Raw genomic sequence first — 13,669 nt, 5'->3', positions numbered from 1 at the left:
TTCACTTTCGCCGCCGGACGGGAAGTTCGAGCCCGGGATAGAGGAGTTCAGTTCAGGTCGTCAGGGAAGGCGTTCGCGACCTTGCCGCTGCGTAGCGTGCCGTCGAGGTACGCCGCACGCGTGGCCCGGCGGCCGATCTTGCCGCTCGAGGTACGCGGGATGGCACCGGCCGCGGTCAGCAGCACGTCGCGCACGGTGACGCCGTGGCGCACCGCGATGGCCGCGCGGATGTCGTCGACGATCGGCTGGGTCTCGAGCTTGTGCGCACCCGGTGCCCGCTCGGCGACGATGACCAGCTGCTCGGAGCTGTCATCGGGATCACGCTTGAGGCCGGAATGGGCGTCGGCGAAGACCTCGTCGGGCAGCTGGTTGGCCGGCACCGAGAACGCGGCGACGTAGCCGACGCGCAGCGCCTTGCTGGCCTCCTGCGCCGAGTACTCGAGGTCCTGCGGGTAGTGGTTGCGCCCGTCGATGATCACCAGGTCCTTGACTCGACCGGTGATGTACAGCTCGCCGTCGTGGTAGGCGCCGTAGTCGCCGGTACGCACCCAGGTGGCGCTGTCTTCGGCGCCCTCGGCGTGCGACGGGCTGGTGCGTGACTTCAGGGTGTTCTGGAAGGTCTCGACGGACTCTTCCGGCTTGCCCCAGTAGCCGGTGCCCATGTTGGCGCCGCTGATCCAGATTTCGCCGATCTGGCCGTCGGGCAGCTCGGTGGCAGTCTCGGCGTCCACGATGACGGCCCACTCGTCCACGCCGATCTTGCCGGCGCCGGCCTGGGCGACCGCCTTGGGCGAGTCGTCCGGGACCACCACGAAGGTGCCGGTGTTGAGCGCGTCACGATCGACCGACACGATGGTCGGCTCATCGGAGGACGGCGTGGTGGACACGAACAGCGTGGCCTCGGCCAGGCCGTACGACGGCTTGATGGCCTTGGACGGGAAGCCGAAGGGGCCGAAGGCCTCGTTGAACCGGCGCACGGTCGCGGCCGAGATCGGCTCGCTGCCGTTCAGCACGGCCTTCACGTTGGACAGGTCGATGTTCCCGTCCTTCGGCACGCCACGAGCCGCGGCGTGATCGAAGGCGAAGTTCGGAGCCACCGAGATGACGCCGCCGGTGTCGCCTTCCTTGCGCGCCATCTCACGGATCCAGCGCTCCGGGCGACGGACGAAGGCAGCCGGCGTCATGAACGTGAAGCTGTGGCCGATCATCGGCGCGAGCAGCGCGGTGATCAGACCCATGTCGTGGAAGAACGGCAGCCAGGACAGACCACGGTCGCCCTCTTCGCCCTCGAGGGCCTCGACGACCTGCACCACGTTGGTGGCCAGGTTGAGGTGCGTGATCTGCACGCCCGTCGGGATGCGGGTCGAACCCGAGGTGTACTGCAGGTAGGCGACCGTGTGCTCGTCGACGTCGTCGAAGGGGATCCAGGTGACCGCGACCTCGTCCGGCACGGCGTCGACGGCGATGACGCGCGGACGCTCGCTGGCCGGCCGGCTACGGAAGAACTTGCGGACACCCTCGGCGGCGGCGGTGGTCGTCAGGATGGCCGACGGCTTGCAGTCGTCGAGCACGGCGTGCAGGCGGCCGACGTGACCCGGCTCCGACGGATCGAACAGCGGCACGGCGATGCGGCCCGAGTAGAGGACGCCGTAGAACGCCACCAGGTACTCGAGGTTCTGCGGGCACAGGATCGCGACGCGGTCGCCGACCTGGGTGACCTGCTGCAGGCGCGCGGCCACGGCCTTGTTGCGGGCGCTGAACTGCGCCCAGGACAGGTCTTTGGCCTCGCCGTCCCGCTCGATGGAGAAGTCGAGAAACCGGAACGCGAGCCGGTCGCCACGGACCTTCGCCCAGCGTTCGACGTGCTTCACGATGCCGGCGCCGTCCGGGAAGGTGATCTTCCCGTTCTTGATGAACGGGTTGTGGAACGCCATCAAAAATCTCCTGTCACAGCCTGCCGCGCCGGCCACATCGTCTGCAGCCAGTCACGCCAAATCCCGGGAAATGGTACCGGGCAGTAGCGATATGCCACCCCAAGATCCACAGCCAATGATAAGACCGTGCTCTTAGCTATCTCTTAATGTTAGGTGACGCGATTTGGCAGGCCAAATCGCCCCACCGGTTTTCTACTCGTCGGTAGCTCAACCGTGTTTCGGGTGCGGTGCGTTGTCGATCAGCTGCTTGGCCCAGTTGAGCGTCCACTGCGTCGAGGTCTGGCCGTCGAGGGTCCAGAACTGCGGGGTGTTGTAGAGGGCATGCACCGGCCCCGCGGCGCTGCCCGACAACGTGGCGAGCGTGCTGGGCAGGTTGACGACGTTGAACGCCTCGGTCGGCGCGGCGCAGATCAGGTCGCCCTTTCCGCAGATCTCGTTGACCCGGTCGTTGAGTGCGCCGAAGCCACCGACGCGCGGTCCCGTCATGTTGAGGCCGAGCATGCCGAGCGGCAGTTCGTGCAGCGTGATCTCGGCGCCCTGTCCCGGCGGGTTCGGGCCGATGTCCTTGCCCACGTCGGGCTGGCGCCGCCCGTCGGCGATCAACGTCACACCCAGCACCAGGTCCTGGTCGATGGGTCCGCGGCCGTTGCCGATGTCACTGGCGATGTCGCCGGCGATGACGGCGCCCTGAGAAAAGCCGATGATCACGAAGCTGGTCAGCGGGCAGCGCTCGTTGACCTGCGTGATCGCTTCGACGGCCTTGTTCTTGCCCTCTTCGCGGCTGTCGTTGTACGACATCTGGTTGTCCGCGGCCAGCGGGTTATGGAACTGCGCGGTGTACGGCACCGTGTACTGCGCCAGCCGGTCCGCGCCGAATTCCTGGCCCAGCGGATTGCTCACGTTCAGCAGCAGCGCAATCGGGAACGACGGCGTCGGGTTCAGCGGGTCGAGCGCCCGCGAGGACTCCCAGGTGCCCGGGATCGAGATCAGCTGCACATCGGGGCAGTCGGCCGACTGGTAGGCCGGACGCGGCTTCGACGGCTTCGTGGTGGGACCGGACGTCGGCGGCTGCGCCGAGGGCGGCGTCGGCCCCGGGATCTCACCGGGCTGACGCAGCCATACCACGATCGCGAAGGCGACCACGATGACCAGCAGTGCCACCGCACCCGCCGCGGCAATGGCGAGGATGCGATGGCGGCGGCGGCGATTGTTGGTGGCCATGTGGTGTGAGGTCTCCTGCGGGCAGAGTCGATCCGGTTGCGATCCGAATGTACTCAGCGCTCGTCACGTCGAGGTCACGCCGACCGCTTTTGCGCTGGTCAAGGCCACGAAGCTGTGCGCGAAATCATGGAAATCGCGTGCAGACCGCGGCCGCGCCGCGTTAGCGGATGACGCTGACGAGTTCGCCCGACATGGCACCGAGCTGGCCGCTCCAGCTGCCCCAGTCGTGCTGCGGGCCGTCTGGGAAGTCGAAGTGCCCGTTGTGGCCGCCGACGCTGCGGTAGTGCGCGTAGAAGGCGCGGTTGCTGCCCTGCGCCTGGTCGCAGTAACCGATCATCGCGGCCGGGTCGCTGCACGTGACGGTCGACGGGCTGAACACCCAGATCCGGGTGTTGTTCTGGTTCAGCAGGCTGACGTGCACATCCGGGTCGTGCCACTTCCAGCGACCCAGCTGCGGGGCGCCCCACATGCCGTAGGTGTCCACGCCGCCGAACTCGCGCATCCCGGCGGTGATGGCGCCGTTGAACGTCGTCGACGACGGGGTCAGGAATCCCGACAGCGAGCCCGCGAAACGGAACCGGTCCGGGTGGAACTCGGCCAGGGCCAGCGCGGCGGTGCCGCCCTGGGCCGCACCGACGACGCCGTGGCCGTTGGGGGCCAGGCCCTTGGTGGCGGCCAGATAGTCCGGGAGCTCCTGGCTCAGGAATGTCTCCCACTGCTTGCTGCCGTCCTGCTCCCAGTTGGTGTAGAAGCTGAACGCGCCGCCAGCCGGGGCGACGACCGAGATGCCCTTACCGGCCAGCGTGCCCATGGCATTGCCTGCGGTGACCCAGTTGCTCACGTCGGGGCCGGCGTTGAAGGCGTCGAGGAGATAGACCGCGTGCGGACCGCCGGCCTGGAACGTCACCGGGATGTCCCGGCCCATCGCGGCCGAGGGCACCATCAGCGTCTCCACGCCCGCGGCCCGGGCCGTTCCGGTACCCGTCAGCAGGCCGCCGGCGAGCACAACCGCCGCCGCCGTCCCAGCCATCGTCCGGAACATCCCCCGCATTGCCTGCAGCCCCATAACCAACCTCACCTGTTCGTGATCGTCGAGCGTCCTGAACCCGCGTAGTAGTGAACCACATCACCTCGGCGGATGGTGACCGAACAACGGGAGGGAACGTTGCCACGGGGTGCCGCGGTGTGGGCCGGTCAGGGCATAAACGACTGGCGGCGACGACCCGTGAAGGTCGCCGCCGCCAGTGCGAGTTGTTGCCAGAGGATTTACCTCGGGATCAGGTTGTTACGCCTGGCCCGAAGCACCCAGCACACGCTGCAGGTCAGGCTTCATGGCCTGCAGCTGCTGGCCCCAGTAGCCCCAGTCGTGGGTGCCGCTGTTGGGGAAGTTGAACACACCGTTGGTACCACCGGCAGCCAGGTAGGTCTGCTGGAAGGTGCGGTTGGTGCGGATGGTCAGGCCCTCCAGGAACTTGGCCGGCACGTTGTCGCCGCCCAGGTCGCTCGGGTTGCCGTCGCCGCAGTAGACCCACAGACGGGTGTTGTTGGCGACCAGGGTGCCGATGTTGACGAACGGGTCGTTGCGCTTCCAGGCGTTGTTCGGGTCGCCAGTGGAGCCCCACATGTCGTCGGCCTTGTAGCCGCCGGCGTCACCCATCGAGATGTTGACCAGGAACGGCCACCAGCCCTCGGACAGGTTCAGGAAGCCCGACATCGAGCCCGCGTAGATGAACTGCTGCGGGTGGTAGATGGCGAGGGTCATCGCGGCCGAACCGGCCATCGACAGACCGACAGCAGCGCCACCGGTCGGCTTGACCGACTTGTTGGCCTGCAGGTAAGCGGGCAGCTCCTGGGTCAGGAAGGTCTCCCACTTGTAGGTGGAGCAACCAGCCTTGCCGCAAGCCGGCTTGTACCAGTCGCTGTAGAAGCTGGACTGGCCGCCGACCGGCATGACCATCGAAATGCCCGAGCCGTTGTACCACTCGAAGGCGGCGGTGTTGATGTCCCAGCCGTTGTAATCGTCCTGCGCACGCAGACCGTCGAGCATGTAGACGGCCGGCGAGCCGGCGCCACCGCTCTGGAACTGGATCTTGATGTCGCGACCCATGGCCGCGGACGGAACCTGCAGGTATTCAACCGGCAGACCGGGACGCGAGAAAGCCCCTGCAGTCGCCGTTTCACCGACGACACCGACAAGACCGGGCAGCGCTGCCGCGGCAACGGCCGCAACCGCCATCCGGCGCGGCATGGCCTTGGCCATGGACCGCATCTTCCCAACGAAACTCATACCGCTCCCTAATCTTTCCTATGACGGCGTACGGACAACCCTCATCACCGCCTCTGCCGTTGAGGTGACGATCAGGCCGGGCGCATACGCCCGAGTGGTTATCGCCGCATGGTTCACCGGCGTTACCTACGCTTCAGGCCAGGACGGCGCACATGCGCCGAAACTATGGCCCGGTAGCCGGTAAGCCAGTGTAAGGGGTCGACAGCCTCGGAGGCACATCGAGCTTGCAGCGATAGAGCTCGTACAACGGCACGCGATCAATCCGGTAACGCGTAAATGTGAACGCGTGTACCAGATTTGACATGAACCGGTGGAAGCCCATCGGAGCGCGCACCGAGCTCAGCATCGTCTCGGTCTCCGGGCACGTCAGGGCGACCGCAGCCTGCGCCACCCAGTCCTCGTCCAGGTACGTCGGGATCCACGGGCGCTTGCGCAGGAACGGCCCCTCGGCCACCGCCCAGTCCGGGAACAGGTCCTTGTCGTGGCCGATGCGCGCATCGTCGAGCCGCGCCGTGTGGGCGGCCAGCGGATTGGCCAGCCCGATCTGGTCGATCACCCGGACCTCGAGCGGCAGGTTCATGCCCATCATGCCCAGATTGGTGAAAAAGACTGTGTGCGGCCCTTTTTCGAACCAGTTGGGTGGCGGCGGCGACGTCGGGTCCGGCACCGGCGGCGGCATGGCCGGAACCACGTCCCACTGGTCGTAATTGCCCGACGGCAGCAGCAGGGCGCCGACCGGAGTGTTGTCGATGGCGGTCAGCACCGACCGCATGCGCGGGTAGTCCAGGTAGTCCGCCGCCGTCAGCGGGTGCGCGTGGCCCGTCGCCTGCGAGTAGAAGCGCCGCTCGTCGACGATGCCGGAGTAGGTGACCCGGGTGGCGTCGTACCCGAGGCCCGGCGAGTTGGCCGCCCACAGCGACCAACCGACGACGGCCAGCCACAGGGCCGCCGTCGTACCGGCCAGCGCGTAGCCGACTTCGCGGGCGATGTTCTTGCCGTCCGGAAGCACGATCGGGATCACCGCAAGGGGTGTGACCAGGCAGAACAGCGGCACCAGCAGCACCCGGCCGTGCATGAAGTCACCGCCCTGGCGCAGCCAGTACAGCCCCTGCACCAGACCACTGCCCGCCATGAAAATCACTACGGCAGTAGGGCTTTGGACCCGACGGGCCAGAGAACTGTAGCCGCGCGGCACGGACTGGCCCCACCACGGCCGGCTGTGAGTGACGAACAACACAATCGCCAAAGCCGCCGTCAGCACCGCCGGGACCCACAACAGGTAGGGCCGGTTGAAGTTGCCGAGGTAGACGAAGCCCTGCGACCACTTGGATCCGGTGGCGTCCTTGGCCAGCGCGGTGATGGGCACCAGCAAGCCGTAGTAGCCCATCCGGAAGATCTCGTAGGCGATGGGAAGCAGGCCGCCGGCCACCACGATGATCAGGCGCCGGCGCCGGCCGCGGGCGGCGACCAGCAGCATCACCAGGGCAACGCCGCCGATCAGCGCCAATTCGGGGCGCACCAGGACCGACAGGCCGGCCAGGCAGGCCAGGGCGCCGTCGAACCGGGCACTGGTGACGTTGGCGTCAGCTTCACGGCCCTCGGCGCCAGGCGCGCGCAAGGCCTGCGACCAGCACACCAGCATCCACCACAGCAGTCCCAGATAAGCCATGATCAGGCCGTTCTCCAGGCCCGACGTGGCGAAGTCACGCGCCGGCGGCACGGCCATGTAGACCAGGGCGCCCGCCGGGACCAGCAGTGCGCGGCGGCCCCGCAGCCCGGGGGCATACAGCCGGCCGGTGCCGAGCATCGCGAAGACCAGACCGGCCACGCTCAGCGTCAGCGCCAGCGCCAGCGCCACGTACTCGAGCTGAGCCGAGCCACCGATCCAGGCGCCGAGGGTGACCAGATAGGTCCACAAGGTCGAGGTGTTGGATTCGACGCGCTCACCGACGTTGAACACCGGGCCGTTGCCGACCAACAGGTTTCGCACCGTACGCAGCACGATCAGGCCGTCGTCGGCGATCCACCGGCGCTGCCAGGCGCCCCAGCCGAACAGGGCGGCGCATACCACGACGCTCAACCACAGGCTGATCCTCGCGGCCCGGCCATACGGAAAGACCGGCCCGCGCAGCAATTGCTGAGCGGGCACGTCACTCAACGGATCAGTCCGGGCAGAATCGCGGCGACGAGCGTCGCGACCAGGGCGACGCCCAGCAGCTGCAGCACTCGGTCGTTCAGCACGATCTCCTCGGGTTCACCCGCAGCGCCACTGTCGACGTCGACGGCGTAGCGCAGGATCGCGATGGTGAAAGGCACCATCGACACTGCGAACCACGGGCCCTTGTTGCCCTCGAAGGCCCACAGGCCGTAGCAGAGGACCACGGCCGTCGCCGACAACGTCCAGACGAACCGCAGGTAGCTGCTGGTGTACGACTCCAGCGCCTTGCGAATCTTGGCGCCGGTGCGCTCGGCGAGTTGCAGTTCGGCGTACCGCTTGCCGGCCGACATGAACAGCGAACCGAACGCGAACACCAGCAGGAACCACTTGGAAAGCGGGATCCCGGCGGCGACACCACCGGCGATGCCGCGGAGCGGGAAACCGGAGGCATTGATGCAGATGTCCAGCACCGCTTGATGCTTCAGGCCGAAGCAGTAGGCCAGCTGGGACGCGATATAGACCGCCATGACGATGGCCAGGCTGGGCGTGAGCAACCAGGAGATCACCAGCGATCCGACACCGAGCGCAGTAGCCAATCCGTAGGCCAAAGGCACCGGAACGACGCCGGCGGCGATCGGACGGTACTGCTTCGTCGGGTGCAGGCGGTCTGCTTCCACGTCGCGGGCATCGTTGATGAGGTAGATACACGACGCGGCCATGCAGAACACCACGAACGCAACGCCGACGTGCTTGAGCACGTCGGCGTAGCTGTAGTGCGCCCCGCCGCCGAGAGCTGCCAGGGGCGCGACCAACACCAGGACGTTCTTGACCCACTGTCGCGGCCGCAGCGCCTTGACGATGCCGGCGGCCAGGTTCTTGGGCGGCCCCAGCTCCTTCGTCAATTCCTTCGTCTGTTCGGTCATGCCCCAGCCTTCGGTTCGCGCTTTGCAGTTCGCTCGGAGATCGCCCCGACTGATTCGGCGACCGCGGTTCCCACCACGACACCGGTCAGCACGTCAGTGGGATAGTGCACGCCGAGAACCAGCCGCGACAACGCCATCGGCGGCACCAGGAACCACGGCAGCGGCAGGCCCGTGGCCCGGCCGATCAGGATGGCGGCCGCGGCGGTGGACGTCGCATGGGCCGACGGGAAGCTCAGCCGGCTCGGGGTGCCGACGTTGACGGCGATGGCCGGATGCTGCGGGCGCTCCCGCTTGACCACGCGCTTGATCAGCACGGCGGCGGCATGGGCGAAGAAGGTGCCGACACCGGCCGTCACCCAGGCCCGGCGGCGCTGCGGCTGCAGCAACGCGCCCAGGCCACAGACGGCGAACCAGCCCAGGCTGTGTTCACCGAAGTACGACAGCACGCGGGCGCCGGCGAGCACCCCGGGACGTCCGGTCAAGGCCGACTGGACGCCGACCAGAATGGCGTCCTCGCCGCGCGGCGCACTGGCGATGGCATCACCCTCGATACCTTCGAGGCTCACCGGGCACCAGCCGACTCGGTCGCCGAAGCCAACAGCACGGTCTCCCACTTCTCCTTGCTCGTCAGCTCCGGCAGGGCGTTGCGGTACACGTTCCGCATGCGGTTGAACTTGCGGACCAGCAGCGCCTGACGCTTGAGCGACTCACGCAGCAACTCGAACATCTTCTCGCGGTCGCGCTGGCGGTAGACGACACCTCGGCCGTCGGCCGTGGTGACGGTGACACCGTCCACCATGCACAGCGAGAACCAGCGGGCATCCTGCGTCGCGACGTTGATCTGCGGCCGCACATGGTGTTCCGGGTCGTGCGGCTTGAGCTGGTTCACGACGCCACGGGTGAGCCGGACCGCGATGGCGGGCAAGCTGGTGGGAATCTTGACCTTGCGGCGCCACTTCTTGTCCGACGGCGCGGGCAACGTGGTCGCGCTCTCCAGCACCACGGCATCGGGGTACTCGTTGCGCATGGCGCGCACCTCGGGCAGTGCGGACTCGAGGATGGTGAACAGATTGTCCGGGCCGGCGAGGAAGTCGTCCATCGCCCGGTTCTGGATGGCCACCGTCGAATACTCAAGGCACAGAAGGTGTTTCATGGTCGCCTTGAAGTGGCTCGCGACCAGGCCACGGATGTTGCCGTCCCAGTGCAGAGCCGCCACGACGAGGCGGTTGCGCAGGTGGAAGTACGCCTGCCAGTCGATGGCGTCGTCCTTGTCGCTCCACGCCATGTGCCAGATCGCGGCGCCCGGCAGGGTGACGGTCGGGTAGCCGTGCTCGGCGGCGCGCAGGCCGTAGTCGGCGTCGTCCCACTTGATGAAGAGCGGCAGCGGCTGCCCGAGCTCCTCGGCGACCGAACGCGGGATCATGCACATCCACCAGCCGTTGTAGTCGACGTCGATGCGGCGGTGCAGGATCTGGCTGCGGTGTTCTTCTTCGTCGCTGAGCGGGTACTTGGCGAAGTTGTGGTCGTACTCGGCGTTGATGGCGTGGGTCCACATGAAGTTCGCCGAATCCACCATCTCGCCCATCACGTGCAGGTGCGAGGGCTCCTGCAGGTTGAGCATCTGGCCACCGATCAGCGTCGGCGACTTGGCGAACCGGTTGAGCGCCAGCGCGCGCAGCACCGAGTCGGGTTCGACGCGGATGTCGTCGTCCATGAACAGAATCTGTTCGCAGTCAGTGTGTTTCAGCGCTTCGTACATGACGCGGCTGTAGCCGCCGGAGCCACCGAGGTTCGGCTGGTTGTGGATGGCCAGCCGGTCGGCCAGCGGGGCCGCCGCGGCCGCGAAGTCGGGGTGGTCCTTGACCTTGTTGGTGCCCTGATCGGACACGATGACCGCGCCGATCACCTTGTCCACCAACGGATCCGACGTCAGCGCCGCGAGCGCGTTGACGGCGTCGGCCGGCCGGTTGAAGGTCGGGATGCCCACGGTGATGTTGGCCCGTCCGGGCGCTTCCACCGGCGCGTACCAACCGGCGCCCCGCACCGTCACCGCACTGTCGGTGGTGATGTCGAACCAGATCCAGCCGCCGTCCTCGAACGGCTCCAAGCCGATCTCGAACTCGACCACCGCCGGGAGGCCGTCGTCGCCGCTGGCGATTTCACTGCCGCCCACGGTGATTCGCGCACCGGTCGCCTTGGACCGGTAGACATCGACACGGGCGCGGCCTGTCAACTCGACCCGCAGCACCACCGAGGTCAGGATGGACCAGCGCCGCCAGTAGCTGGCGGGGAAGGCGTTGAAGTAGGTGGCGAACGAAACCTCGGACTCCCCACCGATTTCCAGCGTGGTGCGCGTCGGGGCGTGCGCGCGCCGGGCGTTGGTGGCCGATTCCTCGATGTAGAGCTTGCGGACGTCGAGGGGCTCACCCGGACGGGGCAGGATGACCCGCGACAGCAGGCTCACCGCACGGGACTCTCCCGACGCCAATGCGCCGGACGGGATGTCGCTCATGGTCTTCAGCTACTTTCTGTACCGGCGTCGCCGAGTGCCGCGCCGTCACGCAGGTGCGGCATCAGCACGTTGTCGTACATGTTCAGCGCACTGGCGATGGCCATGTGCATGTCGAGGTACTGGTAGGTGCCGAGGCGGCCCCCGAACAGCACCCGGTTCTCCTCCGTCTCGGCCTTGGCCCGGGCGCGGTAGGCGGCCAGGATGGCGCGGTCCGAATCGGTGTTGATCGGGTAGTACGGCTCGTCGTCGTCATTGGCGAAGCGCGAGTACTCCCGCATGATGACGGTCTTGTCGGTCGGGTAGTCCCGCTCGGGGTGGAAGTGCCGGAACTCGTGAATCCGGGTGAACGGCACGTCCGGGTCGTTGTAGTTCATGACGGGTGTGCCCTGGAAGTCTCCGATGGGCAGTACTTCCATCTCGAAGTCCAGGGTGCGCCAGCCCAGCCGGCCCTCGGAGTAGTCGAAGTAGCGGTCCAGCGGACCGGTGTACAGCACCGGCGCGTCCGGGCTCTCGGCCCGCAGCTGCTCGCGCACGTCGAACCAGTCGGTGTTCAACACCACATCGATGCGCTCGTCGGCGGCCATGTTCTCGAGCCATGCGGTGTAACCGTCGACCGGCAGACCCTCGTAGGTGTCGTTGAAGTAGCGGTTGTCGAAGTTGTAGCGCACCGGCAGGCGGCTGATGATCGACGCCGGCAGGTCCTTCGGGTCGGTCTGCCACTGCTTGGCGGTGTAGCCCTTGACGAAAGCCTCGTAGAGCGGCCGGCCGATCAGCGAGATGGCCTTCTCCTCGAGGTTCTGCGCATCGTCGGTGTTGATCTCGGCGGACTGCTCGGCGATCAGGGCGCGGGCCTCGTCGGGGCTGAAGTAGCGCCCGAAGAACTGCGACACCAGGCCCAGCCCCATCGGGAACTGGTAGGCCTGGCCGTCGTACATGGCAAACACGCGATGCTGGTAGCCGGTGAAGTCGGTGAACTGCCGCACGTAGTCCCACACCCGCTGATTGGAGTTGTGGAACAGGTGGGCGCCGTACTTGTGCACCTCGATGCCGGTTTCCGGCTCGGCTTCCGAGTAGGCGTTGCCGCCGAGATGGTGGCGGCGCTCGACGACCAGCACCCGCTTGTCGAGTTGGGTTGCCGCGCGCTCGGCAATCGTCAGTCCGAAGAATCCGGAGCCGACGACGATGAGGTCATAAGGGCCGGAGGGCTGGGTCGCAGCGCCCCGGGAATCAGCGGAGGTCATCGGCGTTCAGGGTATCCGACAGTGGCCGTTCGGCCCGAAAACACCCTGTCGGCCCGGCCAGTGCGCGGGCCGGTCGCAATTCGCTCACGATTCCGCATCGTCACTCTAATCCCAGTAATCACAGCTTTAACATCGATTGCGTCAGTACCGACGACTCAGCAAGCCAGCTCGAGCCGTACCCCACAGATTGAGGAGACTTCCGTGCCTAACCGACGTCGACGCAAGCTCTCGACAGCCATGAGCGCAGTCGCCGCCGTGGCCGTCGCAAGTCCGATCGCACTCGTGGCGGTCGCCGAGATGACCCCGGCAGACCCGACTCCGCAGCACCGGGAATTCGTCCAGGCCGCGCTGATCACCGACCTCCCCAACGAGGTCATGTCCGCGCTGTCGCAGGGCCTGTCCCAGTTCGGCGTCAACCTGCCGAACCTCATGGGCGGAGCCGCGAGCTCCCCCAGCCCGCTGACAGGTCTCAGCCCGGGCCTGTCACCGCAGACGGGTCTGACCCCCGGCCTGGGCACCACCCCCGGCTTGACGCCTCCGGCCGGCCTGACACCGGCGGGTGGGCTGACGCCGCCGGCCGGCCTGACGCCCGGTCTGGGCGCCACCCCGTCGACCGGATTGACCGCACCTGGGTTGACGCCGCCGCTCGGGGCAACCGCGCCCGGCCTCACCCCGCCGACCGGCCTGGGTGCCACCCCGTCGGCACTCACCCCCGGCCTGCCCTCGGCCGGTCTGCCCAGCGCGGGTCTGCCCAGCGCCGGTCTGACCACCCAGGGCGCGACTCTCCCGAGCATCAGCACGCCCGGGTTGAGCGCCCCCGGCCTGGACGCCACGGGGCTGACGACGCCGTCCATCAGCGCGAACCCGGCAGGGCTCGGCGCCGCGGGGATGCCGATGACCGATCCCAACGCCAGCCTGGGCCTCGGCCCCGGCCAGGGGCTGGGCGGCAGCTACCCGATCCTGGGTGACCCGTCGGTCGGCCTGGGCGGCGGCGACGGCCTCGGCCTCGGGGCGGCCCCGAGCAGCGGCGGTGGCGGGTTGATCAGCGATCTGACCAGCGCCGCCAACCAACTGGGTGCGACGCAGGCGATCGATCTGCTCAAGGGCATGGTCATGCCGGCCATCACGTCGGCGGTGAAGTCCGCGCAGGCCGCCCCCGCGGCAGCCGCAGCGGCCGCACCGGCAGTGCCCGCTCCCGCGGTCTGACAAGCGCGTCATACATAACTGAAGAGCCTGTAACCGAAACGGCACCGCAGAAGCCCCAAGGCTCTGCGGTGCCGTTGCGGCGTCTCGCAGAGAATTGACAGCACAGTAACCCGTGTCGAAACACTGGTAACACCTGGCACATACGTAACATTCGCGCTGTGCCGCGCCGTCGTCCCGCACCGTCCGT

Annotated in this window: 10 protein-coding genes; 1 reads left to right on the top strand and 9 read right to left on the bottom strand. The window is 67.5% G+C overall.

Features of this window, described 5'->3' with window-relative positions; genetic code table 11:
• Nucleotides 1–47: 47 nt before the first annotated feature.
• The 9 genes from fadD32 to glf form a co-directional block, all read right to left on the bottom strand.
• A complete protein-coding gene (gene fadD32 / locus EB75_RS02690; protein WP_073693929.1) occupies nt 48–1,934 on the bottom strand; it encodes a long-chain-fatty-acid--AMP ligase FadD32 in 1,887 nt (628 codons plus the stop codon).
• Nucleotides 1,935–2,141: 207 nt separating this feature from the next.
• Nucleotides 2,142–3,155, bottom strand: coding sequence for a carboxylesterase Culp6 (gene culp6 / locus EB75_RS02685; RefSeq protein WP_073693928.1), 1,014 nt, complete (start codon nt 3,153–3,155; stop codon nt 2,142–2,144).
• A 160-nt stretch (nt 3,156–3,315) separates the two neighbouring features.
• On the bottom strand, nt 3,316–4,185 hold the full coding sequence (locus EB75_RS02680; RefSeq protein WP_234785360.1) for an alpha/beta hydrolase-fold protein: 870 nt from the start codon (nt 4,183–4,185) through the stop codon (nt 3,316–3,318).
• A 255-nt stretch (nt 4,186–4,440) separates the two neighbouring features.
• Nucleotides 4,441–5,442 (bottom strand): esterase family protein, encoded by a 1,002-nt coding sequence (locus EB75_RS02675; protein ID WP_029104783.1) that lies wholly within the window; start codon nt 5,440–5,442, stop codon nt 4,441–4,443.
• Nucleotides 5,443–5,605: 163 nt separating this feature from the next.
• A complete protein-coding gene (gene aftB, locus EB75_RS02670) occupies nt 5,606–7,600 on the bottom strand; it encodes a terminal beta-(1->2)-arabinofuranosyltransferase (protein WP_286150052.1) in 1,995 nt (664 codons plus the stop codon).
• Complete coding sequence (locus EB75_RS02665) at nt 7,597–8,523, bottom strand: decaprenyl-phosphate phosphoribosyltransferase (protein ID WP_073693927.1); 927 nt, start codon at nt 8,521–8,523, stop codon at nt 7,597–7,599. Before EB75_RS02665 ends, aftB begins: the two co-directional genes overlap by 4 nt.
• Nucleotides 8,520–9,059, bottom strand: a complete 540-nt coding sequence (locus EB75_RS02660; RefSeq protein ID WP_073693979.1) for a phosphatase PAP2 family protein — start codon at nt 9,057–9,059, stop codon at nt 8,520–8,522. The genes EB75_RS02665 and EB75_RS02660 overlap by 4 nt, the downstream gene beginning before the upstream one ends.
• A 26-nt stretch (nt 9,060–9,085) precedes the next feature.
• Entirely contained in the window at nt 9,086–11,035 is a 1,950-nt protein-coding gene (locus EB75_RS02655; RefSeq protein ID WP_073693926.1) for a glycosyltransferase, read from the bottom strand.
• A gap of 5 nt (nt 11,036–11,040) precedes the next feature.
• Nucleotides 11,041–12,276 carry a UDP-galactopyranose mutase gene (glf, locus tag EB75_RS02650; RefSeq protein ID WP_073693925.1) on the bottom strand — a complete coding sequence of 412 codons (1,236 nt, stop codon included), beginning with the start codon at nt 12,274–12,276 and terminating at the stop codon, nt 11,041–11,043.
• A gap of 201 nt (nt 12,277–12,477) precedes the next feature.
• On the opposite strand from glf, the gene EB75_RS02645 reads away from it, so the two are divergent.
• Nucleotides 12,478–13,482, top strand: coding sequence for a hypothetical protein (locus EB75_RS02645; RefSeq protein ID WP_073693924.1), 1,005 nt, complete (start codon nt 12,478–12,480; stop codon nt 13,480–13,482).
• Nucleotides 13,483–13,669: the final 187 nt, after the last annotated feature.

Origin of the sequence: Mycobacterium sp. ST-F2, assembly GCF_001905655.1 — a bacterium.
In the GTDB taxonomy this organism is placed as follows: domain Bacteria; phylum Actinomycetota; class Actinomycetes; order Mycobacteriales; family Mycobacteriaceae; genus Mycobacterium.
This window is presented reverse-complemented; position numbering and strand designations above follow the sequence as displayed.

Excerpts from the sequence above, each read along its gene's own strand:
- fadD32 (WP_073693929.1), bottom strand. The coding sequence starts at position 1,934 with ATGGCGTTCCACAACCCGTTCATCAAGAACGGGAAGATCACCTTCCCG.
- culp6 (WP_073693928.1), bottom strand. The coding sequence starts at position 3,155 with ATGGCCACCAACAATCGCCGCCGCCGCCATCGCATCCTCGCCATTGCC.
- EB75_RS02680 (WP_234785360.1), bottom strand. The coding sequence starts at position 4,185 with ATGGCTGGGACGGCGGCGGCGGTTGTGCTCGCCGGCGGCCTGCTGACG.
- EB75_RS02675 (WP_029104783.1), bottom strand. The coding sequence starts at position 5,442 with ATGAGTTTCGTTGGGAAGATGCGGTCCATGGCCAAGGCCATGCCGCGC.
- EB75_RS02665 (WP_073693927.1), bottom strand. The coding sequence starts at position 8,523 with ATGACCGAACAGACGAAGGAATTGACGAAGGAGCTGGGGCCGCCCAAG.
- EB75_RS02655 (WP_073693926.1), bottom strand. The coding sequence starts at position 11,035 with ATGAGCGACATCCCGTCCGGCGCATTGGCGTCGGGAGAGTCCCGTGCG.
- glf (WP_073693925.1), bottom strand. The coding sequence starts at position 12,276 with ATGACCTCCGCTGATTCCCGGGGCGCTGCGACCCAGCCCTCCGGCCCT.